The sequence below is a fragment of the Streptomyces sp. NPDC001617 genome, assembly GCF_053596855.1.
This window is the reverse complement of sequence record NZ_JBSFHA010000035.1, coordinates 46940-71727: the sequence shown is the minus strand read 5'-3', so window position 1 is coordinate 71727 and position 24788 is coordinate 46940. Positions and strand designations below refer to the sequence as shown.

Annotated in this window: 23 protein-coding genes; 20 read left to right on the top strand and 3 right to left on the bottom strand. The window is 69.2% G+C overall.

Annotation, left to right across the window (positions count from 1 at the left end):
- The first annotated feature begins 166 nt into the window (after nucleotides 1–166).
- From ACWC09_RS25570 to ACWC09_RS25560, 3 genes are all read left to right on the top strand, one after another.
- Entirely contained in the window at nucleotides 167–1801 is a 1635-nt protein-coding gene (locus ACWC09_RS25570) for a site-2 protease family protein (RefSeq protein WP_450852923.1), read from the top strand.
- A 77-nt stretch (nucleotides 1802–1878) separates the two neighbouring features.
- On the top strand, nucleotides 1879–2778 hold the full coding sequence (locus tag ACWC09_RS25565) for a tRNA (adenine-N1)-methyltransferase (protein ID WP_450852922.1): 900 nt from the start codon (nucleotides 1879–1881) through the stop codon (nucleotides 2776–2778).
- Nucleotides 2779–2997: 219 nt separating this feature from the next.
- Nucleotides 2998–3573, top strand: a complete 576-nt coding sequence (locus tag ACWC09_RS25560) for a hypothetical protein (RefSeq protein WP_450852921.1) — start codon at nucleotides 2998–3000, stop codon at nucleotides 3571–3573.
- A gap of 58 nt (nucleotides 3574–3631) precedes the next feature.
- On the opposite strand, the gene ACWC09_RS25555 is transcribed toward ACWC09_RS25560, so the two are convergent.
- Nucleotides 3632–3937, bottom strand: a complete 306-nt coding sequence (locus ACWC09_RS25555; protein ID WP_450852920.1) for a ferredoxin — start codon at nucleotides 3935–3937, stop codon at nucleotides 3632–3634.
- A 243-nt stretch (nucleotides 3938–4180) separates the two neighbouring features.
- Between ACWC09_RS25555 and arc the strand changes: the two genes are divergently transcribed.
- The 6 genes from arc to prcA all read left to right on the top strand — a co-directional run bounded on the left by arc (nucleotide 4181) and on the right by prcA (nucleotide 10380).
- Nucleotides 4181–5947, top strand: a complete 1767-nt coding sequence (gene arc / locus ACWC09_RS25550; RefSeq protein ID WP_450852919.1) for a proteasome ATPase — start codon at nucleotides 4181–4183, stop codon at nucleotides 5945–5947.
- A 245-nt stretch (nucleotides 5948–6192) separates the two neighbouring features.
- On the top strand, nucleotides 6193–7704 hold the full coding sequence (gene dop / locus ACWC09_RS25545) for a depupylase/deamidase Dop (RefSeq protein WP_450852918.1): 1512 nt from the start codon (nucleotides 6193–6195) through the stop codon (nucleotides 7702–7704).
- 189 nt (nucleotides 7705–7893) lie between these two features.
- Nucleotides 7894–8112, top strand: coding sequence for a ubiquitin-like protein Pup (locus ACWC09_RS25540; protein ID WP_450852917.1), 219 nt, complete (start codon nucleotides 7894–7896; stop codon nucleotides 8110–8112).
- A gap of 50 nt (nucleotides 8113–8162) precedes the next feature.
- Complete coding sequence (locus ACWC09_RS25535; RefSeq protein WP_450852916.1) at nucleotides 8163–8768, top strand: endonuclease VII domain-containing protein; 606 nt, start codon at nucleotides 8163–8165, stop codon at nucleotides 8766–8768.
- Nucleotides 8720–9565 (top strand): proteasome subunit beta, encoded by an 846-nt coding sequence (prcB, locus tag ACWC09_RS25530; protein WP_450852915.1) that lies wholly within the window; start codon nucleotides 8720–8722, stop codon nucleotides 9563–9565. The genes ACWC09_RS25535 and prcB overlap by 49 nt, the downstream gene beginning before the upstream one ends.
- Nucleotides 9566–9624: 59 nt before the next feature.
- Nucleotides 9625–10380, top strand: a complete 756-nt coding sequence (prcA, locus tag ACWC09_RS25525) for a proteasome subunit alpha (RefSeq protein WP_450852914.1) — start codon at nucleotides 9625–9627, stop codon at nucleotides 10378–10380.
- 59 nt (nucleotides 10381–10439) lie between these two features.
- On the opposite strand, the gene ACWC09_RS25520 is transcribed toward prcA, so the two are convergent.
- A complete protein-coding gene (locus tag ACWC09_RS25520; protein ID WP_450852913.1) occupies nucleotides 10440–11456 on the bottom strand; it encodes a LacI family DNA-binding transcriptional regulator in 1017 nt (338 codons plus the stop codon).
- Between the two features lie 88 nt (nucleotides 11457–11544).
- Between ACWC09_RS25520 and ACWC09_RS25515 the strand changes: the two genes are divergently transcribed.
- From ACWC09_RS25515 to ACWC09_RS25465, 11 genes are all read left to right on the top strand, one after another.
- The gene (locus tag ACWC09_RS25515; RefSeq protein ID WP_450852912.1) at nucleotides 11545–12804 is read left to right on the top strand and encodes an MFS transporter; all 1260 of its coding nucleotides are present in this window, start codon (nucleotides 11545–11547) and stop codon (nucleotides 12802–12804) included.
- Nucleotides 12805–12813: 9 nt separating this feature from the next.
- Nucleotides 12814–14175: a Pup--protein ligase gene (gene pafA, locus ACWC09_RS25510; protein WP_055517796.1), complete on the top strand. Its 1362-nt coding sequence runs from the start codon at nucleotides 12814–12816 to the stop codon at nucleotides 14173–14175.
- 127 nt (nucleotides 14176–14302) lie between these two features.
- A complete protein-coding gene (locus ACWC09_RS25505) occupies nucleotides 14303–15307 on the top strand; it encodes an FKBP-type peptidyl-prolyl cis-trans isomerase (RefSeq protein WP_450852911.1) in 1005 nt (334 codons plus the stop codon).
- A 60-nt stretch (nucleotides 15308–15367) separates the two neighbouring features.
- The gene (locus ACWC09_RS25500) at nucleotides 15368–15739 is read left to right on the top strand and encodes an FKBP-type peptidyl-prolyl cis-trans isomerase (RefSeq protein ID WP_232654253.1); all 372 of its coding nucleotides are present in this window, start codon (nucleotides 15368–15370) and stop codon (nucleotides 15737–15739) included.
- 130 nt (nucleotides 15740–15869) lie between these two features.
- Entirely contained in the window at nucleotides 15870–16823 is a 954-nt protein-coding gene (locus tag ACWC09_RS25495) for a helix-turn-helix transcriptional regulator (RefSeq protein WP_450852910.1), read from the top strand.
- A 19-nt stretch (nucleotides 16824–16842) separates the two neighbouring features.
- Complete coding sequence (locus ACWC09_RS25490; protein WP_450852909.1) at nucleotides 16843–17880, top strand: helix-turn-helix transcriptional regulator; 1038 nt, start codon at nucleotides 16843–16845, stop codon at nucleotides 17878–17880.
- Nucleotides 17881–18009: 129 nt separating this feature from the next.
- Nucleotides 18010–18303 carry a hypothetical protein gene (locus ACWC09_RS25485; protein ID WP_450852908.1) on the top strand — a complete coding sequence of 98 codons (294 nt, stop codon included), beginning with the start codon at nucleotides 18010–18012 and terminating at the stop codon, nucleotides 18301–18303.
- A 30-nt stretch (nucleotides 18304–18333) separates the two neighbouring features.
- Nucleotides 18334–18528, top strand: a complete 195-nt coding sequence (locus ACWC09_RS25480; RefSeq protein WP_450852907.1) for a hypothetical protein — start codon at nucleotides 18334–18336, stop codon at nucleotides 18526–18528.
- Nucleotides 18529–18790: 262 nt separating this feature from the next.
- The gene (gene tatA, locus ACWC09_RS25475; RefSeq protein ID WP_450852906.1) at nucleotides 18791–19078 is read left to right on the top strand and encodes a Sec-independent protein translocase subunit TatA; all 288 of its coding nucleotides are present in this window, start codon (nucleotides 18791–18793) and stop codon (nucleotides 19076–19078) included.
- A gap of 47 nt (nucleotides 19079–19125) precedes the next feature.
- On the top strand, nucleotides 19126–20085 hold the full coding sequence (gene tatC, locus ACWC09_RS25470; RefSeq protein WP_450852905.1) for a twin-arginine translocase subunit TatC: 960 nt from the start codon (nucleotides 19126–19128) through the stop codon (nucleotides 20083–20085).
- Nucleotides 20086–20172: 87 nt separating this feature from the next.
- Nucleotides 20173–23028 (top strand): DEAD/DEAH box helicase, encoded by a 2856-nt coding sequence (locus ACWC09_RS25465; protein ID WP_450852904.1) that lies wholly within the window; start codon nucleotides 20173–20175, stop codon nucleotides 23026–23028.
- An 81-nt stretch (nucleotides 23029–23109) separates the two neighbouring features.
- On the opposite strand, the gene atzF is transcribed toward ACWC09_RS25465, so the two are convergent.
- Entirely contained in the window at nucleotides 23110–24777 is a 1668-nt protein-coding gene (gene atzF, locus ACWC09_RS25460) for an allophanate hydrolase (protein ID WP_450852903.1), read from the bottom strand.
- Nucleotides 24778–24788 lie beyond the last annotated feature (11 nt).

The following is a 24788-nucleotide window of genomic DNA, read 5'->3' as shown; positions in this document are numbered from 1 at the left end:
CCTTACGACCCGCCACTGACAGTGACCCACTCGCGGCCGTGACAGCTGAGACGGGTGGTGAAACACAGGGGGTGCCGGGGCGGAACGTGATGCGACGGCCGCATACCATCGACCCCAGACCCTTCCGCCCGGCAGGCGCGGGAGACGCTTCGAACGAGGGGACATCGTGGACGAGAGCGGCGGGAGCGGGCAGCCGCGCCCCGGCACCGACGAGCCGACGCCGGCCGACGCGCAGCCCACGGACGCGCGACGGCCCACCACGACCAGGGACGCCGCCAAGGGAGACCCCTCGATGGGCCACAGCACGGAAGCGCCGACCACGCCCACCGACGACACCCCCACCGACGGCGCCCCTGCCGACGACACCCTCGTGGACGGCACAGAACCTCCGGACACGGGCAACTCGGATCACCGTGACCGCGTCGTACAGGGCGTGGACAGTACGAACGCCGGTGAGACGGTCTCCCAGGACGCGGACGACGTCGATTCCGACAACACTCCGACGCACCCCGCAGACACCCCCACCGACGCCCCCTCGGCCCCCCGGACGCCAGTCGGCGACGCCGATCACCACGTCACCTCCGACCTCCACCCCGACCGCACCCTCGCCCACTCCGGCGCCAAGACCCCGCCACCCCAGCGCCCCGAATCCCCGCGAGGCGGCCTCCTGATGGGCCGCCCCTTCGGTGTGCCGGTCTACGTCGCCCCCAGCTGGTTCCTCGTCGCCGCCCTGATCACCTGGGTGTTCGGCGGACAGCTCGACCGTGTGCTGCCCGAACTCGGCGCCGCCCGCTACCTGGTCGCCCTCTTCTTCGCGGTCGCCTTCTACGCCTCCGTGCTCGTCCACGAACTCGCCCACACCATCGCCGCCCTCCGCTTCAAGCTCCCGGTCCGCCGCATCCAGCTCCAGTTCTTCGGCGGTGTCTCCGAGATCGAGAAGGAGGCCGAGACCCCGGGCCGCGAGTTCTGGCTGGCCTTCGTCGGGCCGCTGCTCTCCCTCGTCCTCGCCGGGATCTTCTACGTCGCCATGCAGCCCGTCGAGCCCGGCACCGTCCCCGGCGTCCTGCTGGCCGGCCTCATGATCTCCAACCTCATCGTGGCCGCCTTCAACCTCCTGCCCGGCCTCCCCCTCGACGGCGGCCGCATGCTCCGCGCCGTCGTATGGAAGATCACCGGCAAGCCCATGAGCGGCACCATCGCCGCCGCCTGGGTCGGCCGCGCCCTCGCCGTCTCCGTCCTGATCGGCCTCCCGCTGCTCACCCAGTCCGGCGCCCTCGGCTCCACCGCCGAGGACAGCGTCGGCATGGACACCGTCACCGACGCCCTGCTCGCCGCGATCCTCGCCGCGATCATCTGGACCGGCGCCGGCAACAGCCTCCGTATGGCCCGGCTGCGGGAGCACCTGCCGGAGCTGCGCGCCCGCAATCTCACCCGGCGCGCGGTCCCGGTCGAGACCGACACCCCCCTGTCCGAGGCCCTGCGCCGCGCCAACGCCGCCGGCGCCCGCGCCCTGGTCGTCGTCGACTCCGACGGCAACCCCCTCTCCCTGGTCCGCGAGGCCGCCATCGTCGGCGTACCGGAACACCGCCGCCCCTGGGTCGCCGTCAGCGGCCTCGCTCAGGACCTCACCGACGGCATGCGGGTCTCCGCCGAACTGGCGGGCGAGGACCTCCTCGACGTCCTGCGGGCCACCCCGGCCACCGAGTACCTGGTGGTCGAGGAGACGGGCGAGATCTACGGCGTGCTGTCGGCGGCGGACGTGGAGCGGGCCTTCGTCAAGGCCATGGCCCGCCCCAACTGAGACAACCGCTCTCCCGAAGCGGTTCTCCGGCCTTCTCCGTGGTCGGCGGCCCCCACAAACCCCGGTAGTCTGTTCACATGTCCGAACCGACCGGTGCCGCCCGCAGGCGCGGGCCCTTCAAGGTCGGGGACCAGGTTCAGCTGACCGACCCCAAGGGCCGCCACTACACGTTCACGCTCGAGGACGGGAAGAACTTCCACACCCACAAGGGTTCCTTCCCGCACGACGAGCTGATCGGCGCTCCCGAGGGCAGCGTTGTCCGCACCACCGGTAACGTCGCCTATCTCGCGCTGCGCCCCCTGCTCCCCGACTACGTCCTGTCCATGCCCCGCGGGGCAGCCGTCGTCTACCCGAAGGACGCGGGGCAGATCCTCGCCTTCGCCGACATCTTCCCCGGCGCGCGCGTCGTGGAGGCCGGCGTCGGCTCAGGCTCGCTCAGCAGCTTCCTGCTGCGGGCCATCGGCGACCAGGGCATGCTGCACAGCTACGAGCGCCGCGAGGACTTCGCGGAGATCGCCCAGCAGAACGTGGAGCGCTACTTCGGCGGCCCGCACCCCGCCTGGCAGCTCACCGTCGGTGACCTCCAGGACAACCTGTCCGACACCGACGTCGACCGCGTCATCCTCGACATGCTCGCCCCCTGGGAGTGCCTGGAGGCCGTCTCCAAGGCGCTCGTCCCCGGCGGCATCCTGTGCTGCTACGTGGCGACCACCACCCAGCTCGCGAGGACCGTCGAGTCCATCCGCGAGATCGGCTGCTTCAACGAGCCGACCGCCTGGGAGACGATGATCCGCAACTGGCACATCGAGGGCCTGGCCGTCCGCCCGGACCACCGGATGATCGGCCACACCGGCTTCCTGCTCACCGCCCGCCGCCTCGCGGACGGCGTCGAGCCGCCCATGCGCCGCCGCCGCCCCGCCAAGGGCGCCTACGGTGAGGACTACGCCGGACCCAACGCCGACGCAGGCGGCCGCTGACGCAGCCGCGTACGCAGCCAACACACGGGCGCTGCGGCCGAGTTCCCGGAAACCCACCGGAACTCGGTCGCAGCGCCCTTTGGTTGACACAGTGCCACAAACCGGACCATCCCGGTGGGTCGTGTTCGTCATCCCGCACCCCGCCGTTCCACCGCACTGTGACGTGTGGCACGATGCGTGCCACCCCCACCGGCACAGCCCTCACAGGAGACACTCCTAGTGCAGCAATCCGCCGTCCCGGAACTGGCACACACGCACACCCGTCCGATCCACTGGGTCGCCACCGCCACAGCCGTGGCCGGAGTGATGGCCCTCTCGTCGGTCCTGCAGCCCAACTCGGCGACGGCGGCCCAGACGGCCGGCCACCAGACCAAGACCGCCGCCCATACCGCGGCCGCGCCCGGCACCACGGGCGTCGACTTCCCCATCACCTGCGGCCCGGTGAAGGCCGTCGTACAGAAGAAGGCCACCGGGGACCTCGACGGCGACGGCAACCCGGAGACGGTCGCCGTGGTCCACTGCGACGCCCCCATGGGCACCCCACCCGACGGCGTCTACGTCATCACGCGCGCGTCGGACGGCAAGCCCCGCGTCGTGGCGACCCTGATCGCACCCAAGACCGGCGACACGGTGAGTGACTTCGCCGTACGCGACGGAGCCGTCACCGCCACCCTGCTCGGCTACTCGTCCGAGGACATACCGCGCTGCTGCCCGGACGTCACCGACCACGCTAAGTGGCAGTGGAAGAACGGCGCGTTCGTGCGCTCGACACCCGCCGGCGCCCACAACGTCTGAGTAATGCCCCCGAGGTGTGTGAGAAATCAGACAGTCATAACGCGCCGTACCCGGCAGGTCACTCCGCGTCCGGACCGTAGACCTCGACCTTGTCTGAAACCCGCCGTACGTGGATGCAGTCGCCCGGACACTCCTTCGCCGAGTCCACCACATCCGTGAGAAGCGGCAGCGGTACGGGCGTTGTGGCGCCCCTGTCCTGCAGCAGTTCGTCGTCCGCGCCCTTCACATAGGCCAGACCGTCGATGTCGAGCTCGAACACCTCGGGCGCGTACTGCGCGCAGATGCCGTCGCCGGTACAGAGGTCCTGATCGATCCAGACCTCCAGCTCCGCGGCGCCGATTCCGGCCTCCTTCTGCACGCTCATGTCTCCTGCCGTTTACAGGTCGAGCCGACGGGAATCCCACCAGCTCTGACGGGTGTTGAACAGTTCGACCCTACCTCCGGCAGCTTTCCAATCATGTTCGGTGGGTATTGAGCTGGCGTGAGGGAGAGCGCAAGGGTGAAGATCGGACACACCTCGACAGTCTTTGTGATCTAGGGGTTTCAATCGACACCCACCCAGGTAGGGTCTGGAAGCGTCCAGCTCCCCTTGGAGGAGGTGAGGACCGTGGCAGCCCACGACGACGACATGAACCGCGGCATCCGCCCGGGACGAGGGTCCGACGACCCGGCCGGGCAGATTGCCTACCTTGAGCAGGAGATCGCCGTCCTGCGACGCAAGCTCGCCGACTCTCCGCGACACACGAGGATTCTCGAAGAGCGGATCGTCGAGCTGCAGACCAACCTGGCCGGCGTGTCCGCCCAGAACGAGCGACTCGCCAACACGCTCCGTGAGGCCCGCGACCAGATCGTGGCCCTCAAGGAAGAGGTCGACCGGCTCGCCCAGCCGCCGGCCGGCTTCGGCGTCTTCCTGCAGGCCAACGAGGACGGCACCGCCGACATCTTCACCGGGGGCCGCAAGCTCCGGGTGAACGTCAGCCCCAGCGTCGACCTCGAAGAGCTCCGGCGCGGCCAGGAACTGATGCTCAACGAAGCGCTCAACGTGGTCGAGGCCATGGAGTTCGAGCGCGTCGGGGACATCGTCACCCTCAAGGAGATCCTCGAGGACGGCGAGCGCGCCCTGGTGCTCGGGCACACCGATGAGGAACGGGTGGTACGGCTCGCCGAGCCGCTGCTGGACGTCAACATCCGCCCCGGTGATGCCCTGCTGCTCGAACCCCGCTCCGGCTATGTCTACGAGATCGTTCCGAAGAGCGAGGTCGAAGAACTCGTCCTGGAGGAAGTGCCGGACATCGGCTACGAGCAGATCGGCGGTCTGGGGGGCCAGATCGAAGCCATTCGCGACGCGGTCGAGCTCCCGTACCTCTACCCGGACCTGTTCAAGGAGCACGAACTGCGGCCGCCCAAGGGCGTCCTGCTCTACGGGCCCCCCGGATGCGGCAAGACACTCATCGCCAAGGCCGTCGCCAACTCGCTGGCCAAGAAGGTCGCCGAGGTCACCGGTCAGGCCCAGGGCAAGAGCTTCTTCCTCAACATCAAGGGCCCCGAGCTCCTCAACAAGTACGTCGGAGAGACCGAGCGGCAGATCCGCCTGGTCTTCCAGCGTGCCCGTGAGAAGGCCTCCGAGGGCACACCCGTCATCGTCTTCTTCGACGAGATGGAGTCCCTCTTCCGCACCCGTGGCTCCGGTGTCAGCTCGGACGTGGAGAACACCATCGTCCCCCAGCTGCTCGCCGAGATCGACGGTGTCGAGGGCCTGCAGAACGTGGTCGTGATCGGCGCCTCCAACCGCGAGGACATGATCGACCCCGCCATCCTGCGCCCCGGCCGCCTGGACGTGAAGATCAAGATCGAGCGTCCCGACGCCGAGGCCGCCAAGGACATCTTCGGCAAGTACCTCACCGAACGCCTCCCGCTGCACGCCGACGACCTCGGCGAGCACGGCGGCAGCAAGACGACCACCGTCGAGAGCATGATCCAGACGGCCGTCGAGCACATGTACGCGGAATCCGAGGAAAACCGCTTCCTGGAGGTCACCTACGCCAACGGTGACAAGGAAGTCCTCTACTTCAAGGACTTCAACTCCGGCGCCATGATCGAGAACATCGTGGGCCGGGCCAAGAAGATGGCGATCAAGGACTTCCTCGACCACAACTCCAAGGGCCTTCGGGTCTCCCACCTCCTCCAGGCCTGCGTGGACGAGTTCAAGGAGAACGAGGACCTGCCCAACACCACCAACCCGGACGACTGGGCCCGGATCTCCGGAAAGAAGGGCGAGCGGATCGTCTACATCCGTACCCTCATCACCGGAAAGCAGGGCGCCGACACCGGACGCTCCATCGACACGGTGGCCAACACCGGTCAGTACCTGTAAAAGCGGGGCGGCTGCGGGTGCCCTTACCGGGGTACCCGCAGCCGACTGTTTTTCAGGCAACTAATCGGAACCAAGGCGAGCAAGGCAATGACGCAAATGATCTCCCCACCAGCGCAAAGCCGTTCTAGGCTCTTCGGTACCGCCGAGTCGCGCAGTGCGGGGACGGGCACCGCACACGCACCGGAGCGCCAGCGGTACTTGAGCGCCGCCCCCGACCGAGGGCGCCGCCGGGCAAGGAGGGCCGCATGACCGTACGGCGAGTAATGGGCATCGAGACGGAGTACGGGATTTCCGTCCCCGGCCACCCCAACGCCAATGCCATGCTCACCTCGTCCCAGATCGTCAACGCCTACGCGGCGGCGATGCACCGGGCCCGCCGGGCCCGCTGGGACTTCGAGGAGGAGAACCCGCTGCGGGACGCGCGGGGCTTCGACCTCGCCCGCGAGGCCGCCGACTCCAGCCAGCTCACCGACGAGGACATCGGCCTCGCCAACGTGATCCTCACCAACGGCGCACGGCTCTACGTCGACCACGCACACCCCGAGTACAGCGCCCCCGAGGTCACCAACCCGCGCGACGCCGTCCTCTGGGACAAGGCCGGCGAGCGCATCATGGCCGAGGCCGCCGAGCGCGCGGCCGCGCTCCCGGGCGCCCAGCCGATCCACCTCTACAAGAACAACACCGACAACAAGGGCGCCTCCTACGGCACGCACGAGAACTACCTGATGAAGCGGGAGACCCCCTTCTCGGACATCGTGCGCCACCTCACGCCCTTCTTCGTCTCCCGTCAGGTCGTCACCGGAGCGGGCCGCGTCGGCATCGGCCAGGACGGGCACGAACACGGCTTCCAGCTCAGCCAGCGCTCCGACTACTTCGAGGTCGAGGTCGGCCTGGAGACCACCCTCAAGCGCCCCATCATCAACACCCGCGACGAACCGCACGCCGACGCCGAGAAGTACCGCCGACTGCACGTGATCATCGGCGACGCCAACCTCTCCGAGATCTCGACCTACCTCAAGCTGGGCACGACCGCCCTCGTCCTGTCCATGATCGAGGACGGCTTCATTGCCGTCGACCTGGCCGTGGACCAGCCCGTCCGCACGCTCCACCAGGTCTCCCACGACCCGACCCTCCAACGCCTGGTCACGCTGCGCAGCGGCCGCACACTCACCGCGGTCCAACTGCAGATGGAGTACTTCGAACTGTCGCGCAAGTACGTCGAAGAGCGCTTCGGCTCCGACGCGGACGAACAGACCAAGGACGTCCTGGCGCGCTGGGAGGACACCCTCAACCGCCTGGAGAACGACCCGATGAGCCTCGCCGGCGAGCTGGACTGGGTCGCCAAGCGAGAGCTCATGGAAGGCTACCGGCGCCGTGACGGCCTCGACTGGGACGCCGCGAAGCTGCACCTCCTCGACCTCCAGTACGCGGACGTGCGGGCCGAGAAGGGCCTCTACAACCGTCTGGCGGCCCGCGGCCGCATGAAGCGCCTGCTGGACGAGGCCGACGTCGAGCGGGCCCGTACGAAGCCGCCGGAGGACACACGCGCGTACTTCCGCGGCCGCTGCCTGGAGCAGTACGCCGACGACGTCGCCGCGGCCTCCTGGGACTCGGTCATCTTCGATCTCCCCGGCCGGGACTCCCTCCAGCGTGTCCCAACCCTCGAACCACTACGCGGAACGCGAAATCACGTCAAGGAGCTCCTCGACCGCTGTCGCACGGCGGAAGACCTGGTCAGGGTACTTTCCGGCGGCTGACCGGGTAACCGGGCGGTCCGGGCCGGACAGGGTGGAAAGTCCGCCGTCCGGGAATCATCGAGATGGTCCTCGTACGTTGGAGAAACTGCAGGGCCATTGTCAGACCCGGCTTGTAGGGTCTGATCACCACCGATCGGCAGGAATGCCGACCTGTCGACCATGTCGGGCGAACTGAGCGGGGTGAGGGTTATGGCAACCAAGGACACCGGCGGCGGCCAGCAGAAGGCGACGCGCACCAACGAAGAGGTCGAGGAGCAGGCGGAGGAAGCGCAGGGCTCGGAGGACCTCAAGGAGCGCCACGAGAAGCTGAGTGATGACGTGGACTCGGTTCTCGATGAAATCGATGATGTGCTCGAGGAAAATGCCGAGGATTTCGTGCGCTCATTCGTGCAAAAAGGTGGAGAGTGAGGGGTCACTTGGTCGCTTTGCCTTCGAATTGAAAGTCGGTGGGGGCGAGGGTGGCTGACGAGGCCAATGCGAAGCAATGCAGGAAGTGCGGGCGAGAGCTGCCGCTTGCTGCATTCGCGCGGGACAAGAATCGGCGTGACGGCCTCCAGGTGCACTGCCGGGAGTGCGTGGCGGAGTACAGCGCCGCGCACTCCCGGCGGCGCCAGGAGGCGCTGGGCCGGGCGGTCCGGGAGAAGGTGGATGTTCCGGCCGGGCACAAGCTCTGTCGGACATGTGGCGAGGTCAAGCCGCACAGCGAGTGGCATCGAAACGCAACCGCGTCCGACGGACTGTCGACGCGCTGCAAGGCGTGCCGGGCAGTCCAGGGCAGGCAAGACCATCTGAAGCGTCAGTACGGCATCACGGAGACCGAGCGGGACGAGCTGGTCGCCTCTCAAGGGGGCGTCTGCTGCATATGTTTGGCGGCGTTGCCCGAGCATGTGGATCACTGCCACAAGACGGGTAGGGTCCGAGGCGTACTGTGCTTCAGCTGCAACGCTGCACTGGGGCAGTTCAAGGATCGGCCCGACGTCATAAGGCGGGCTGCAACATACGTGGAAGGAATCGCGTGGAAGCCAACACTCGTAGCACCGGGCGTCTACCAGCTGCCTTCCTGACGCCTGGGTCCTCTTCGTTCATGGACTTTCTCTCCGAGCATCAGCCCGAGATGCTGCCCGGCAAGCGTCAACTGCCGCCCACGCAGGGCGTGATCGAGGCGCCGCACGGCACGACGATCGTCGCCGTGACCTTCCCGGGCGGTGTGGTGCTGGCCGGTGACCGTCGGGCGACCATGGGGAATGTGATCGCCCAGCGGGACATCGAGAAGGTGTTCCCGGCGGACGAGTACTCGGCCGTCGGGATCGCGGGCACCGCGGGTCTCGCCGTCGAGATGGTCAAGCTGTTCCAGCTGGAGCTGGAGCACTTCGAGAAGGTCGAGGGTGCGCAGCTGTCCCTGGAGGGCAAGGCGAACCGTCTGTCGACCATGATCCGTTCCAACCTCGGCATGGCCATGCAGGGCTTGGCCGTGGTCCCCCTCTTCGCCGGTTTCGACGTGGACCGTGACAAGGGCCGCATCTTCTCCTACGACGTGACGGGCGGCCGTTCCGAGGAGCACGGCTTCGCGGCGACGGGCTCGGGCTCGATCTTCGCGCGGGGCGCCATGAAGAAGCTCTACCGCGGCGACCTCACCGAGGCCGAGGCCACGACCCTCGTGGTCCAGGCCCTGTACGACGCGGCAGACGACGACTCGGCGACCGGCGGTCCCGATGTCGCCCGCCGGATCTATCCGATCGTCACCGTGATCACCGAGGACGGCTTCCGCCGGCTCACCGACGACGAGTCCTCCGAGATCGCCCGCTCGATCCTGGAGCGGCGGCTGGAGCAGCCCGACGGCCCGCGGGCCGCGCTGCTGTAGCGGCGACCGGTCTTATCAAGGTGATCCAGTTGACCTCGACAGAAAGGGACGGATAACCGGTGTCGACGCCGTTCTATGTCTCCCCCCAGCAGGCGATGGCCGACCGGGCGGAGTACGCCCGCAAGGGCATCGCCCGCGGTCGCAGCCTGGTCGTGCTCCAGTACGCCGACGGCATCGTCTTCGTCGGCGAGAACCCGTCCCGCGCGCTGCACAAGTTCAGTGAGATCTACGACCGGATCGGCTTCGCCGCTGCCGGCAAGTACAACGAGTACGAGAACCTGCGGATCGGTGGTGTGCGGTATGCCGATCTTCGTGGTTACACCTATGACCGTGACGACGTGACCGCCCGCGGTCTCGCCAACGTCTACGCCCAGACGCTGGGCACCATCTTCTCCTCGGCGGGCGAGAAGCCGTACGAGGTGGAGCTGGTGGTCGCCGAGGTCGGTGAGACGCCGGACGGCGACCAGATCTACCGGCTGCCGCACGACGGCTCGATCGTGGACGAGCACGGTTCGGTCGCGGTCGGCGGCAATGCCGAGCTGATCAGCAACTACCTCGACCAGCAGCATCAGGAGGGCATGAGCCTGGCCGAGGGGCTCAAGCTGGCCGTGCAGGCCCTGTCCCGCGAGTCGAACGGCACGCAGCGGGAGATCCCCGCCGAGCGCCTGGAGGTCGCGGTGCTGGACCGTACGCGCCCGCAGGCCCGCAAGTTCAAGCGCATCGTGGGCCGCCAGCTCGCCCGCCTCCTGGAGGCGGACGGAGCGGCGACCGAGGCCGAGAGCAGCACCGAGGACGAGAGTTCCGACGAGGAGTAGCCCGTCTCATCTCACCCCTTGTGCGCCCCGGCCGTCGACACGGCCGGGGCGCAGGGCGTTCAGGGGCCGCTGGGTGGCGCCGTGGAGCCCCGCACGACCAGTTCGACGGGGATGTCCCCGGCGTCGGGTGTGCGGCCCTCCAGGACCGCCAGCAGGGCTCGCATGCCGCGTTCGCCGACCGCCTCCGCGTCCAGGCGCACGGTTGTCAGCTCCGGGTCGATGGCCGTGGCCAGGGCGAGGTCGTCGAGGCCGGTGACGGAGACGTCGTCGGGGACGCGCAGGCCCAGGCGGCGGATCGCCTTGTAGGCGCCGGCCGCCAGTTTGTCGTCGTCGCAGACCATGGCGGTGGGTCGGGGGCCGGGCTGTGCGAGGGCGGTTCCGACGGCGGCGAGGGCGGCCTCGATGGAGAGTGGGGAGTGGATCGTGCGCACGGAGGTTCCGGGGACGGCTCCGGCCCTGGCCGCCAGTTCCCGGGCGCGTACCTCGAAGGTCCAGGACGCCACGTCCGCCGCGACGTGGAGGAAGCGGCGGTGGCCCAGGGTGAGGAGGTGCTCGGTGACCTGGCGGATCCCGTCGGTGATGTCCAGGTTGACGGTGGCCGCGCCGAGGCTGCCCTCGGGGTCGCTGTCCAGCATCACGAGGGGCAGTTGGTCGCCGCGGATGTCGGTGACGGCGTCGGCGGCCATGGAGGAGGCGATGACGCCGTCGAGGGCCGCCTGGGCGGAGGCGAAGGGGTCGCGGGCCGGGCCGATCCCCGCGGGTGAGGGGTAGAGGACCACGCCGAAGCCGTGGTCGGCGGCGACGCGGGCGGCGCCGGTGTAGACGCCTGCGAAGAATTCGTTGGTGAGTGCCGGGACCACGAGCAGAACGGTGCGGGTGCGGCCCAGGCGGAGGTTGCGGGCGGCGAGGTTGGGCCGGTAGCCGAGGTCGCGGGCGGCCTCCCGTACGCGTTCCGCGGTCGTCGCCGAGACGCGGCCGCGCCACTTGTCGCCGAGGACGAGGGAGACCGCGGCCTGGGAGACTCCCGCCGCCTGTGCCACGTCACGGCTGGTCGGGCGCGTGCTGCTGCGTGCCACCGGGGACCTGCTCCTTCGTCTGGACGTGTGAACAGCGCACATGGTACGTATGGGAAGCGGGGTTATACGTAAAACTTGGAGGCGGGACATGGCGGCGGGGTATGCGGAGATTCTCAGGACCAGGCATGCCGCGCGTCTGCTCACGGGCACCCTGGTGGGCCGGCTGCCGTGTGCCGTGGCCGCGATCGCCATCGTGCTGTTCGTCCGGTCGGAGGGTGGCACCTACAGCCTGGCCGGCGGGCTGGCCGCGGTGTACGGGGTCGCCAACGCCGTCGGGCAGCCGCTGTTGGGCCGGCTCGTGGACGTGTACGGGCAGCCGCGCGTCCAGCTGCCCGCGGCGCTCGTCTCCGCGCTGGCCATGTCCGCCTTCGCCGTCGCCGGTACCGATGCGCTGGCGCTCGCGTACGCGTGCGTGGCGCTCTCCGGACTGTTCACACCGCCTCTGGAGGGCGGCCTGAGGGCGCTGTGGTCCTCGGTCCTGAAGAGCGAGGGCCAGGTGCAGACGGCGTACGCGATGGACGCGGTCGCCCAGGAGGTCATGTTCACCGTCGGCCCGTTGTTGGTGACCCTGTGCGTGTCGCTGTGGTCGGCACAGGCCGCGCTCGTGCTGGTCAACGTGGTCGGTGTGCTGGGGGCTCTCTCCGTGGTGCTCTCGCCGCCCTCGCGCGCGTGGCGTTCGGAGCCGCGAGAGGCGCACTGGCTCGGCGCCCTGCGCTCGCCCGGACTGCTCGTCCTGCTCGGCGCGTTCCTGGCCGTGGGGATGGCGCTCGGCTCCATCGCGGTCGCCGCCGTGGCGTACGCCGACGACCACGGCGGGGACGCGGTGTACGGCTGGCTGATGGCGGCCATCGGCCTCGGCGCGCTCGTCGGTGGTACGGCGTACGGCGCGCGGCAGTGGGGTGGTGCGCCGGAGCGGCGACTGCGGGTGCTGGTCGCGCTTCTGGCGGTGTGTTACCTGCCGCTCACGCTGACGCCGGGTCCGGTGGCCATGACGGCGCTCACGGCGGTCGCCGGTCTCTTCCTCGCGCCCTGCCTCGCCTGCGCTTTCGTGCTCGTCGACCGGCACGCGCCGCGCGGGACGGTCACCGAGGCGTTCTCCTGGATCGTGACCACGTTCACCGTGGGTTCCTCGGTCGGAACGGGCCTCACGGGCCCGGTCGTCGAGCGGGGTGGGGCGGTGTGGGGTTTCGCCGTGCCGGGTGTCGCGGGCGGCGTGTCGCTGTTGGTTCTGCTGGCCACCGGGCGGGTCCTCGCAGCTCCCGGCGCACGGCGGGTGGTTGCGGCTTCATCGGAAAATGATCCAAACCGTGCTGCCGAACCCCGTTTCAGGTCAGGGGATCGGGCGTAATGTTCACTCATGGACCGCCGCATTTTCGGGCTGGAGAACGAGTACGGCGTCACATGTACGTTCAGGGGACAGCGCCGCCTGTCTCCCGACGAGGTGGCGCGGTACCTCTTCCGCCGTGTCGTGTCATGGGGCCGCAGCAGCAATGTCTTTCTGCGAAACGGGGCCCGGCTCTATCTCGACGTGGGCTCACATCCGGAATACGCGACACCCGAATGTGACAACGTGACCGAACTGGTCACCCACGACAAGGCCGGCGAACGCATTCTGGAAGGACTCCTGGTAGACGCCGAACGACGCCTGCACGAGGAAGGAATCGCGGGCGACGTCTACCTCTTCAAGAACAACACCGACTCGGCGGGCAACTCCTACGGCTGCCACGAGAACTATCTCGTCGCGCGTCACGGGGAGTTCTCCCGGCTCGCGGACATCCTCATTCCGTTCCTGGTCACCCGCCAGCTCCTGTGCGGGGCGGGCAAGGTGCTGCAGACCCCGCGCGGAGCGGTGTACTGCGTCAGCCAGCGGGCCGAGCACATCTGGGAGGGCGTCTCCTCGGCGACGACCCGCTCGAGGCCCATCATCAACACCCGCGACGAACCGCACGCGGACGCCGAGCGCTACCGCCGCCTGCATGTCATCGTGGGTGACTCGAACATGTCCGAGACGACCATGCTGCTCAAGGTCGGCGCCACCGACCTGGTGCTGCGCATGATCGAGGCGGGCACCGTGATGCGCGACCTGACCCTGGAGAACCCGATCCGGGCGATCCGCGAGGTCAGCCACGACATCACCGGCCGGCGCAAGGTGCGCCTGGCCAGCGGCCGGGAGGCCTCCGCGCTGGAGGTGCAGCGCGAGTACTTCGAGAAGGCCGTGGACTTCTGCGAGCGCCGCGGCATCCGCACCGGCACCGTGGAGCAGGTCCTGGAGCTGTGGGGCCGCACGCTGGACGCGATCGAGGCCGAGGACCTCGACCGGATCGGCACCGAGATCGACTGGGTCATGAAGTACAAGCTCATCGAGCGGTACCGGGCCAAGCACAACATGACCATGTCCCACCCGAGGGTCGCGCAGATAGACCTCGCCTACCACGACATCCACCGCCGTCGTGGCCTCTACTACCTGCTGGAGAGGAAGGGCCAAGCAGCCCGAATCTGCAACGACTTGAAGATCTTCGAGGGCAAGTCCGTTCCCCCGCAGACTACTCGGGCCCGGCTGCGCGGCGACTTCATCCGCAGGGCCCAGGAGCAGCGCCGGGACTTCACCGTCGACTGGGTCCACCTCAAGCTCAACGACCAGGCGCAGCGCACGGTGTTGTGCAAGGATCCGTTCCGATCGGTGGACGACCGGGTGGAGAAGCTCATCGCAGGAATGTGAGCAACGCGTTCCAGTGAGACACCGGAACGCAACACGGGCGCCGTACGTTTCCAGTGCGGCGCCCTTCTCACGCCGTAGAGTTGCGCGCACGCCAGTCCACAAGATCGACCGATACGAGGCCCCAACCGTGCGCCGACGCTCCCTACTCATCGCCGTACCCGCAGGATTTGCCACGCTCGCCGCATGCGGCGACGACAACAAGTCCGACTCGGCCAAGGCCAGCGACAGCGCGTCGCCCTCCGCCTCGGCCACCTCCGCCGCGCCGCCGCCGAAGATCGTCGACGGTCCGCTGCCGGCGATCACCGCGGGCACCAAGTTCGGTGAGAAGCCCACCGTCGCCAAGGGCAGCGGCGATCCGTCGAAGAACGTCGCGGTCAAGACGGTCATCGCGGGCGGTGGCCGGACCGTCGCGGAGAACGACTACATCCAGGCCCACTACCTCGGCCAGATCTGGGACACGGCGAAGGTCTTCGACAACTCCTACGACCGTAAGACCCCGCTGCTCATCCAGTTGGCCCAGGGCAGCATCATCGACGGCTGGCGCTATGCGCTGGCGGGCAAGAAGGTCGGCAGCCGCGTCGAGTTCTCCATCCCGCCCACCTGGGCCTACGGCACCGAGGGCAACTCGCAGGCGGGCATCAAGGGCACCGACACGCTGGTGTTCGTGGCCGACATCCAGGGCACGTTCAACGCGACGAGTTCCGCGAAGGGCACGAACGTCGCACAGAGCGACGCGAACCTCCCCAAGGTCGGCACCAACACGGACGGCAAGGCGCCCTCCATCGACGTGCCCAAGACCGACGCGCCCACCAAGCTGGTGGCGGAGTACGTCATCGAGGGCGACGGTGACGAGGTCGCCGCGAAGGACACGGTGCTCGTCCAGTACAAGGGCGTGCTGTGGGACGGCGGCAAGGAGTTCGACTCGACGTACAGCCGCAAGGCCCTGACGTCGTTCTCGCTGCAGCAGGTCGTCAAGGGCTGGGCCGAGGGCCTGACCGGCAAGAAGGTCGGCAGCCGCGTCCTGATCGTCATCCCGCCGAAGCTGGGCTACGGCGACAGCCCGCCGGCCGGCAGCGGCATCAAGAAGGACTCCGTGCTGGTCTTCTCGGTCGACATCCTGGCGAAGATGTAGCGCCCGATAGGTGTAAGACTGTGCGTGTTGCCTTTCCGCAGACAAGCAGGAGCTAGAGACGTGAGCATCGAGAAGCCCGAGATCGACTTCCCGGGCGGCGAGCCCCCGGCGGACCTCGAGATCAAGGACATCTGGGAGGGCGACGGCGCCGTTGCGCAGGCGGGTCAGACCGTCACCGTCCACTACGTGGGCGTGGCCTTCAGCACCGGCGAGGAGTTCGACGCCAGCTGGAACCGCGGCACCCCCTTCCGCTTCCCGCTCGGTGGCGGCCGGGTCATCAAGGGCTGGGACCAGGGCGTGCAGGGCATGAAGGTCGGCGGCCGCCGCCAGCTGACCATCCCCGCGCACCTCGCCTACGGCAACCAGAGCCCGACCCCGGCGATCAAGCCGGGCGAGACCCTGATCTTCGTGGTCGACCTGGTCGCCGTCTGATCGCCGGATCCGACTGGACCCGATCACCTGGGGCCCATGCCTGCTCGGGCATGGGCCCTCGGCTTTTGCCACGCCACCGCGGGGCGGTACGGTCATCGTTCGTAAGCACATAGGGAGGCGAAGGGCGTCGATGGCCATTGCCAAGGCCGAGCGGCTGATGAACCTGGCGCTGTGTCTGCTCGGGACCCGACGGCCGCTCAGCAAGCGCGAGCTGCGTGAGTCCATCGAGGCGTATCTGGAAGCCAATTCGGACGACAGCTTCAGCCGGATGTTCGAGCGCGACAAGGACGATCTGCGCGAACTCGGCCTGGTCATCGAGACGGTCGAGAACCTCGACGGCGAGATGGGCTACCTCGCCCGCCGCGACAGCAACCGCCTCCCGCCCATCACCCTCGACGCCGAAGAGGCGGCCGCCCTCGGTCTCGCCGCCAAGGTGTGGCAGCAGGCCCGGCTCGCGGGCGCGGCCAGCGGCGCCCTGCAGAAGCTGCGCGCTGCCGGGCTGCCCGAGGACGTCGACCCGTACGAGGCCCACGGCGCCCTGGAGCCCCGTATCCCCGTGCACGAGGTGGCGTTCGAGCCGCTGATGCTCGCCTGCCGCGACCGCCGCCCGGTCGTCTTCGACTACCGCAAGGCCACCGCCGCGCACCCGGAGCCCCGACATGTCGAGCCATGGGCGCTGGAGTGCTGGCGCGGGCACTGGTACCTGGCCGGCTGGGACCGCGACCGGGGCGCCGAGCGGGTGTTCCGGCTGTCGCGGATCACCGGCAAGGTGCGCAGCCGCAGCGGGCAGTTCACCGCCCCGATCCCCGATGTCGTCACGGTCCGCGAGACCGTCGCGAGCTGGGCGGGGGAGACCGCCGACCGCTCCGCGCTGATCCGGCTGCGTTCCGGGGCGGGGTACCCCCTTCGGGCGAAGGCCTCGGCGGTGCGGGAACTCGGGGACGGCTGGGACGAGTTGGAGATTCCGTATGGGCACGGACTGGACGCCTGGCTGGTGGAGTTCGGGCCGGACGTGATGGTCCTGGAGCCGGCCGAGCTGCGTGCGGACGTGGTGGACCGGCTGCGTGCCGTGGCCAAGGGCTGAGGGGGAGCGGAGCAGGACAGTGGCAGGTAAACCGGTCAGGCCCGTGAACGCCATCGACCAGACCCGGCGGATGCTCAGCTTGGTGACCTACCTGAAGGAGCGCCCCGGAGCCCGGGTCGAGGACGTCGCGCGTGCCTTCGGCATCACCGAGGACGAGCTGGTCTCCGACCTCGACGTGCTGCCCATGTGCGGCACCAGCTTCCGCGGCGGCGATCTGCTCGACATCGACACCGACGGTGAGCGCATCTGGTGGCACAACCCCGCCGCGCTCGGCGAGGAGACCGCCGAGCCGCTGCGGCTGGCCGCCGACGAGGCGACCGCGCTGCTGGTGGCCGCCCGCGCGGTGTCCACCCTGCCCGGGCTCCGGGAGGGCGACCGGCAGGCGCTGCTGCGGGCCACCGCCAAGGTGGAGACGGCGGCGGGCGAGGCGGCCGGAGCCAGCGCGCGGCTGTCCGTCACCTTCGAGGCCGAGGGAGGCGTCTTCGCCGACGTCGACCGGGCCATCTCCGAGCGCCGCCGGCTGTGGATCCGCTACTACTCGCCGGCCCGCGACGAGGTCACCGAGCGAGAGATCGACCCCATCCGCCTGGTCAGCGTCGGGCACACCTACGTCGAGGCCTGGTGCCGCCGCTCCGAGGCGCGCCGCACCTTCCGGCTCGACCGGGTCGCCGAGATCAAGATCCTGGACGAGCCCTCCGTGCCGCCCGAGATAGAGCTCAGGGACCTCTCGGAGGCGCTGGTGCAGCCCGCCGCCGAGGACCCTGAGGTCGTCGTCGAGGTCGGTCCCGGCGGCCGCTGGGTCGCCGAGTACTACCCGCACGACAGTGCGGATGAGCTACCGGACGGCGGGCTGCGTATTACCCTGCGCACCCCCGACCCGACCTCGCTGCGCCGCCTGGCGCTGCGGCTGGGGCGCGACGGCCGTATCGTCTCGCCGCCCGACCTCGCCGACAGCGCCCGCCGGGCGGCCCGTGAGGCGCTTGCCGCCTATGACGGGGTCGAGGTGCACACGGTTCGCGAGGGGCAGAACGACAGGCCGTACGACAGGCCGGAGTGAGCCGGAGGGGCTCGCCGGTGTCGAGGGGGCGACCGCGCGGAGGCCCGAAGGGCTGAGCACGGCCGCGGCCTCGACACCGGCTCGGAGCGCCCCGCAGGGAGAACGACCCATGGGAGAGGAGCGGGAGCTTTGAGCGAGTCGTCGGTGTCCGGGGTGCAGGGGATTTCGGTGGCGGCCGCCTTCGCGGGGATGAGAAGTGTGTCCCCGGTGGTGTTCAAGGCCGGGTGCCCGGACTGCCGCGGCAGCTTCGAGCTCACCGCGGCCGCCCTGCGGCTGGCCATCGGCGCCACCAGCAAGAGCACCTTCTACTCCTTCACCTGCCCCGACTGCGGCGTCCTGGTCCGCAAGCCGGCGGGGGAGCGGATCGTCGAGCTGCTCACCGGCGGCGGGGTGCGCACCCTGCGGCTGCACTCGGCGACGTAGCGGAGCCGGGGAGGGTCTAGGCTCGTCGGCATGTTCTGGCCGATGTTCGCGGTAGCTGTGGGTTTTCTGGGCCTCGCCGTCCTCGGGGTGCTCGCCGTGCGGGTGTTCCTGGAGGCGCAGCGCCTCGGCAGGCAGGTCAGCGACTCGGCGCGCCGTATCAACAGGGCTGCCGAGGACCTCGAGCGGGCGGCCGGGAGTACCGCCCGCGCTGTCGACTCACTGTGACCGCCGCTGTGTGAGACGTGTGAGTCCTGGGCCGGAGGCGTTTTGGGTCACTTCGACCTGTCACCCGGACCACACTGGCAGGTACGCTGCTGGTCGCGGACCGGAGAACGAGGCCCGGGCCGCGGACCGGGAGTACGCACGGGGATTGCCTCACGTTTACCCCTGAGCGTTACGATCGCTGACAACACGATCGATCGGACAAGTGTCCGACCGGTCGGACAGCACCCCACCCCCAGCCGCCTCGGTGAGAAGGTAAAGACTTATGTTCGGAAGGCTCGGCGCCCCCGAGATCATTCTCATCCTCGTCGTCGTCATCCTGCTGTTCGGCGCGAAGAAGCTTCCCGACATGGCGCGTTCGCTCGGCAAGTCCGCTCGCATCCTCAAGAGCGAGGCCAAGGCGATGAAGGAAGAGGGCAGCAGCACGGCCACCCCGGCCGGCCCGCCGAACACCGGTGAGCAGCCCCCCGCCCAGCGCACCATCCAGGCCTCTCCCGGCGACGTGACCAGCTCGCGCCCGGTCACCGAGCCGACGGACACCACCAAGGCCTGACGCCGGGCCGGACCCGTCCGGCCTGCCGCACGAGATGAGGACGTGGGTTGCCCAAGTCTGCCCGCAAGCAGGAGAAGGATCCCGAGGGGCGGATGCCCCTTGCGGATCACCTTCGTGAGCTCCGCAACCGGCTCGCGAAGGCGATGCTGGCCATCGTCATCGTGACGATCGTCGCCGCCTTCTTCTACAACGACATCATCAACTTCCTCACCAAGCCGATCCTCGACTCGGTCGGCTGTGGGAAGTCCTTCGCGGAACTGGCGAGCGCCGCCAAGTCCACCGACACCAGCCAGCAGTGCGCGCGGATCACCATCAACGGTCTCCTCGCGCCCTTCACGCTGGCCCTTCAGGTCTCGCTGATGGCCGGTGTCGTGTTCGCCTCGCCGATCTGGCTGTACCAGCTGTGGGCCTTCGTCGCCCCCGGCCTGCACCGGAACGAGAAGAAGTACGCCTACGGCTTCGTCTTCACCGGCGTCCCGCTGTTCCTGGGCGGCGGTTTCTTCGCCTACAAGGTGCTGCCGACCACGGCCAAGGTGCTGATCGACTTCACCCCGCACGGCGTGGACAACCTGCTGCCGCTGGACGACCTGCTGCAGCTGGTCACGCGCATGGTGATCGTCTTCGGCCTCTCCTTCGAGCTGCCCCTGCTGCTGGTCATGCTGAACCTCACCAGGGTGCTCACCGGCAAGCGGATGCTCGGCTGGTGGCGCGGCATGATCATGGGCATCACGGTGTTCGCGGCGATCGCCACGCCCAGCACCGACCCCATCTCGATGCTGGCCCTCGCCGGACCGATCTGGGTGCTGTACTTCGGCGCGGTCGCCTTCTCGCTGACCAACGACAAGCGCAGGCGCCGGCGTGAGGAGGAGGGCCCCGACGACGACGAGGCCTCCGATCTGGACCTGACCCCCGAGGACATCGGCGAGGTCGAGACGGTCTCCGCGAGCCGGGCGCTGCCGGAGCAGGCGAGCACGGACCGGGTCAACGGTTATGACGACGTGACCTGAGACCCCGCCCGCATCAGACACCGAGAGGTGCCCACGTCCCCCGTGACGTGGGCACCTCTCGGTGTTTGAGGGCCCTTGTTCCGGATAATGATCGTCCTGTTGTCAGTGGGGCCCGGTACGCTCGAAAGCACGATGACAGAGGACCTCACTCCGGCCGAGCGGTATGCCGCTGCCCGTCAGCGCGCTGTCGAGCAGGCCACCGCGCTCGCCTCCTTCCGCGAGATGTACGACTTCGGCCTCGACCCCTTCCAGATCGAGGCCTGCCAGGCACTCGAAGCGGGCAAGGGAGTGCTGGTCGCGGCGCCCACCGGCTCCGGCAAGACGATCGTGGGCGAGTTCGCCGTCCACCTGGCCCTGCAACAGGGCAAGAAGTGCTTCTACACGACACCCATCAAGGCGCTGTCGAACCAGAAGTACGCCGACCTGTGCCGCCGTTACGGCGCGGACAAGGTGGGGCTGCTCACCGGCGACAACAGCGTCAACTCCGAGGCGCCGGTGGTCGTGATGACCACCGAGGTGCTGCGGAACATGCTGTACGCCGGATCGCAGACGCTGCTCGGGCTCGGGTACGTGGTCATGGACGAGGTGCACTACCTCTCCGACCGGTTCCGGGGTGCCGTATGGGAAGAGGTGATCATTCATCTTCCCGAGTCGGTCACGCTGGTCTCGCTCTCCGCGACCGTGTCCAACGCCGAGGAGTTCGGGGACTGGCTCGACACCGTGCGCGGTGACACCCAGGTCATCGTCTCCGAGCACCGGCCCGTGCCGCTGTTCCAGCATGTGCTCGCCGGGCGGCGGATGTACGACCTCTTCGAGGAGGGGGAGGGCAGCAAGAAGGCCGTCAACCCCGATCTGACGCGGCTGGCGCGGATGGAGGCCAGCCGGCCGTCGTATCAGGACCGGCGGCGTGGGCGGGCCATGCGGGAGGCCGACCGGGAGCGGGAGCGGCGACAGCGGTCCCGGGTGTGGACACCCGGGCGGCCCGAGGTCATCGAGCGGCTCGATGCCGAGGGGCTGCTGCCGGCGATCACCTTCATCTTCAGCCGGGCCGCTTGTGAGGCCGCCGTCCAGCAGTGCCTGTACGCGGGGTTGAGGCTGAACGACGAGGAGTCGCGGGAACAGGTGCGTGCTCTCGTCGAGGAGCGTACGGCTTCGATTCCGACCGAGGATCTGCATGTTCTCGGGTACTACGAGTGGCTCGAAGGGCTCGAGCGGGGGATCGCGGCCCACCATGCGGGCATGCTGCCGACCTTCAAGGAGGTCGTCGAGGAGCTGTTCGTACGGGGGCTGGTGAAGGCCGTCTTCGCGACCGAGACGCTGGCGCTGGGTATCAACATGCCTGCTCGGTCCGTGGTGTTGGAGAAGCTCGTCAAGTGGAACGGCGAGCAGCACGCGGACATCACGCCGGGCGAGTACACGCAGTTGACCGGGCGTGCGGGGCGGCGCGGGATCGACGTCGAGGGCCATGCCGTCGTGCTCTGGCAGCGCGGGATAAGTCCCGAGCATCTGGCGGGGCTCGCGGGTACGCGTACCTATCCGTTGCGGTCGAGCTTCAAGCCGTCGTACAACATGGCGGTCAACCTGGTGGAGCAGTTCGGGCGGCACCGGTCGCGGGAGCTGCTGGAGACGTCGTTCGCGCAGTTCCAGGCCGACAAGTCGGTGGTCGGGATCTCCCGGCAGGTGCAGCGCAACGAGGAGGGGCTGGAGGGCTACAAGGCCTCCATGACCTGCCACCTGGGGGATTTCGAGGAGTATGCGCAGCTGCGGCGGGATCTGAAGGACCGGGAGACCGAGCTGGCCCGCCAGGGAGTGGCGCAGCGGCGGGCCGAGGCCGCGGTGGCCCTGGAGAAGCTGAAACCGGGGGACGTCATCCATGTGCCCACCGGGAAGTACGCGGGGCTCGCGCTGGTCCTGGATCCGGGGCTGCCGGCCGGACGGTCCAACGGGCACCGGGGATTCGAGCATCATGACGGGCCGCGGCCGCTGGTGCTGACCGCTGAGCGGCAGGTCAAGCGGCTGGCCTCGATGGACTTTCCGGTGCCGGTCGAGGCCTTGGAGCGGATGCGGATTCCCAAGTCCTTCAATCCGCGCTCACCGCAGTCGCGTCGGGACCTCGCGTCCGCGTTGCGGACCAAGGCCGGGCACATTCCGCCGGAGCGGGCGCGGAAGCAGCGGTCGCAGGCGGCGGACGACCGGGAGATCGCCCGGCTGCGGACCGCTCTTCGGGCGCACCCCTGTCATGGGTGCAGCGACCGTGAGGACCATGCTCGGTGGGCCGAGCGATATCACCGGCTGCTTCGGGACACCTCGCAGTTGGAGCGACGGATCGAGGGGCGGACGAACACGATCGCGCGGACCTTCGACCGGATCGTGGCTCTGCTGACCGAGCTGGACTATCTGCGCGGGAACGAGGTCACCGAGCACGGGAAGCGGCTGGCCCGGCTGTACGGCGAGCTGGATCTGCTGGCCAGCGAGTGTCTGCGGGCCGGGGTGTGGGAAGGGCTCGCGCCGGCGGAGCTCGCCGCTTGTGTCTCGGCGTTGGTGTACGAGGCGCGGGTGGGCGACGATGCGATGGCCCCGAAGCTGCCGTCCGGGAAGGCCAAGGCCGCGCTGGGGGAGATGGTGCGGATCTGGGGGCGGTTGGATGCCCTGGAGGAGGACTTCCGGATCACGCAGAGCGAGGGTGTGGGGCAGCGGGAGCCGGATCTCGGATTTGCCTGGGCCGCGTACATGTGGGCCTCCGGGAAGGGGCTCGATGAGGTGCTTCGGGAGGCGGAGATGCCTGCGGGGGACTTTGTGCGGTGGTGCAAGCAGGTGATCGATGTGCTGGGGCAGATTTCGGCGGCGGCTCCCTCCCGGGAGGGGACGACTGTGGCGAAGGCTGCGCGCAAGGCGGTCGATCAGTTGCTGCGGGGTGTTGTGGCCTACTCGTCGGTGGGGTGAGGGTTCGGCGGCGGGTGCGGGTGGTGTGCGGCTGGTCGCGTCCACGCGGCGGCAGCCGCACATCGATACAGCCCCGCGCCCCTAGGGCGTTGCCTCCCCCCGGCGACGCAGATACGAGCGCCAGCCGCCGTACGACGTGATGTCCTCGGCGTTCGCCAGCGCGCTCGGCTCGCACAGGAAGCCGGGGGTTCGGGTGCCGTCCGCCAGTTCGACGCTGCCCAGGGCCATGGGGCGGGGGAGTGCCGTCAGGAACTGGCCCAGGGCCTGCGCCGGGAGGCGCCATACCTCCGTCTCGATCTCGGCCCCGCCTTCTCCGACGTACACGAGGCCGGGCTTCGGCGGGTCTGTCGGCAAGGCGTGCAGTCGGTACAGCGGGGCCGTCGTGGTCGTTCGGTCCAGACGGGCTCCAAGAGCCAGAAGCTGTGGGTTCAGCGGCTGACCGGCCAGGTGGGCGCCCACCACCGTCAGTCGGGTCTCCGGCTGGAGCAGTGCGGCGATTCGGGTCAGGCGTTCGTCCGTGAAGGCCGGGCCGATCAGCATGACGCCGAAGGGGAGGCCGTTGACTTCGGTGGCCGGGACGGCCGCCGCTGCCAGGTCGAAGAGGTTGGTGGAGTTGGTGAAGCGGCCCAGGCGGGCGTTGGCGCCCAGGGGGTCGGCTGCCACGTCGGCGAGGGTGGGGTGGCCGGGGGCGGTGGGCAGCAGCAGGGCGTCCGCGTCCGACAGTTCGGCCAGGGCGTGGGCGCGGAGGGTCTCCAGGCGGTCCTGGTCGGCGTAGAGCTGGTGGGCCGGGATGTCGCGGGCCCCGGTGATGATGGCGGCGACTGTGGGGTCCAGGTCGTGGGGGTCGGAGGCCAGCGCCTTGTCGATGAACGGGCCCACCGCTGTGTAGCGCTCGGCCACGAACGCGCCCTCGTAGAGCATGGCGGCCGCTTCGGTGAAGGGGGTCAGGTCGAGGGTGCGGATTTCGGCGCCTGCCTGGCGGAGTTGGGCCACCGCCGCCTCGTATGCCTCCGCCCAGCCCTCGTCGAGTTCGCCCAGCTGGCCGGGTCGGGGGATGGCTATGCGCCAGGGGCCCGGGGCGCGTTGAGGGAGGGGCGGCAGGTCACGGGCCGGCGGGGCCGTCATGTGGGAGAGGGCCTGTTCGGCCTCGGGGAGCGTGCGGGCGAATACGGTGACGCAGTCTATGGAGGCGCAGGCCGGGACCACGCCCGTCGTGGGGACCAGGCCCCTTGTCGGCTTGAGGCCGACTATGCCGTTGAAGGCGGCCGGGACCCGGCCCGAGCCCGCCGTGTCCGTGCCGAGGGCGAAGTCGACGAGGCCGAGGGCTACGGCGACCGCCGAGCCCGAGCTGGAGCCGCCGCTGATGCGGGTCGGGTCGTGGGCGTTGCGGACCGCTCCGTGCGGGGAGCGGGTGCCCACCAGGCCCGTTGCGAACTGGTCGAGGTTGGTGGTGCCCAGGACTATCGCGCCTGCCGCTCGCAGGCGGGCCACCACCGGCGCGTCCGCCTGGGGCTCGTAGGCGTACGACGGGCAGCCTGCGGTGGTGGGCAGGCCGGCCACGTCTATGTTGCCCTTGGCCGCGAACAGGCGTCCGGCGAGGGGGAGTCGATCGCCTGCCGCCAGGCGGTCATCGATCGATCGGGCCTCCGTCTCGACCTCCGACCGCGGGCGCAGGTCGATCCAGATCTCGGGGCGGTCCACCGCCTCGATACGGGCATAGGCGGCACGGACACGGGTCACTGCGGACATCTCTTGCTCCT

Coding starts and splice junctions, on each gene's coding strand:
- ACWC09_RS25565 (WP_450852922.1), top strand. CDS start 1,879: ATGTCCGAACCGACCGGTGCCGCCCGCAGGCGCGGGCCCTTCAAGGTC.
- ACWC09_RS25555 (WP_450852920.1), bottom strand. CDS start 3,937: ATGAGCGTGCAGAAGGAGGCCGGAATCGGCGCCGCGGAGCTGGAGGTC.
- dop (WP_450852918.1), top strand. CDS start 6,193: ATGACCGTACGGCGAGTAATGGGCATCGAGACGGAGTACGGGATTTCC.
- ACWC09_RS25540 (WP_450852917.1), top strand. CDS start 7,894: ATGGCAACCAAGGACACCGGCGGCGGCCAGCAGAAGGCGACGCGCACC.
- ACWC09_RS25515 (WP_450852912.1), top strand. CDS start 11,545: ATGGCGGCGGGGTATGCGGAGATTCTCAGGACCAGGCATGCCGCGCGT.
- pafA (WP_055517796.1), top strand. CDS start 12,814: ATGGACCGCCGCATTTTCGGGCTGGAGAACGAGTACGGCGTCACATGT.
- ACWC09_RS25495 (WP_450852910.1), top strand. CDS start 15,870: ATGGCCATTGCCAAGGCCGAGCGGCTGATGAACCTGGCGCTGTGTCTG.
- ACWC09_RS25480 (WP_450852907.1), top strand. CDS start 18,334: ATGTTCTGGCCGATGTTCGCGGTAGCTGTGGGTTTTCTGGGCCTCGCC.
- tatA (WP_450852906.1), top strand. CDS start 18,791: ATGTTCGGAAGGCTCGGCGCCCCCGAGATCATTCTCATCCTCGTCGTC.
- ACWC09_RS25465 (WP_450852904.1), top strand. CDS start 20,173: ATGATCGTCCTGTTGTCAGTGGGGCCCGGTACGCTCGAAAGCACGATG.
- atzF (WP_450852903.1), bottom strand. CDS start 24,777: ATGTCCGCAGTGACCCGTGTCCGTGCCGCCTATGCCCGTATCGAGGCG.